The following is a 1,012-nucleotide window of genomic DNA, read 5'->3' on the forward strand; positions in this document are numbered from 1 at the left end:
GATGTCGCGAAGGGAAACTTCTAAGCCCGGCCAAGCGGCGGGACGCGGTGGCGATGCTGATGCGCAAGCACAAGGTCAGTGAGCGCCGTGCCTGCCGGCTGGTCGGGCAGCACCGGTCGAGCAACAGGTACGTGCCCAGGCCCTCGGACTTCGAGGAGAGCTTGGTCGCGCGGATGGTCGAGCTGGCCGATGAGCATCCGAAGTGGGGCTACCGGATGATCTGCGGGCTGCTGGTCGAGGAAGGCTGGCCGGTGAACAAGAAGCGCGTTGAGCGGTTGTGGCGCCGAGAGGGCCTCCAGGTGCCCCCGCAGAAGGCCAAGAGCAGCGGGCAGAAGGCGCTGGGCGAGGACGCGAACAGCATCTGGAGACTGCCGCCGGAGTACCGCAATCACATCTGGTCCTACGACTTCATCAAGCGCCGCACCAGTGACGGGCGTCCTATCCGTGTGTTGAACGTGATGGATGAGTTCACACGGCTCGGCCTGGGGTCCCACGCGGCCCGCAGCATCGGCGCCAAGAGTGTCCAGGCACATCTGGCCAAGTTGTTCGAGCGGCACGGCAAGCCGACTCTGATCCGGGCCGACAACGGCCGGGAGTTCATCGCCGACACGTTGCTGGACTGGCTGGGTGCTCAAGAGGTCCGCGGGGTCTTCATCGCCAAGGCCAGCCCCTGGCAGAACGGTTACACCGAGCGGTTCAACGGCACGATGGAACGCGAGGTGTTCGGCCACGAGGTCTACCACTCCGTGCTCGAGGTCCAGCACGTTGTCGACGAGTGGCTCATCAAGTACAACACCGTCCGCCCGCACCGAAGCCTCGCTGGCATGACACCCTCGAAGTACGCCAAGATGCTCGACGAGGCGAGTTGTCCGTGAAAGAGGTGGTAGCCGATGAGAGTCCCTACCACCACCGCAAGTGGACCAGTTCGAACATGCCGATCCCAGCGCAACGTCCGACGCACGATCGGCACAAGCTCAAACAAGTGTTGGACCAGAGAACTGGGGCCGAGCAG

At 64.0% G+C, this 1,012-nt stretch carries 1 protein-coding gene; it reads left to right on the forward strand.

Annotated elements, in window-relative coordinates:
- Positions 1-875: IS3 family transposase (locus ISG29_RS20415; RefSeq protein ID WP_194505290.1), on the forward strand; the 875-nt coding region annotated here is incomplete at its 5' end.
- Positions 876-1,012: the final 137 nt, after the last annotated feature.

The sequence above is a fragment of the Nocardioides acrostichi genome (assembly GCF_015319165.1).
GTDB lineage: Bacteria > Actinomycetota > Actinomycetes > Propionibacteriales > Nocardioidaceae > Nocardioides > Nocardioides acrostichi.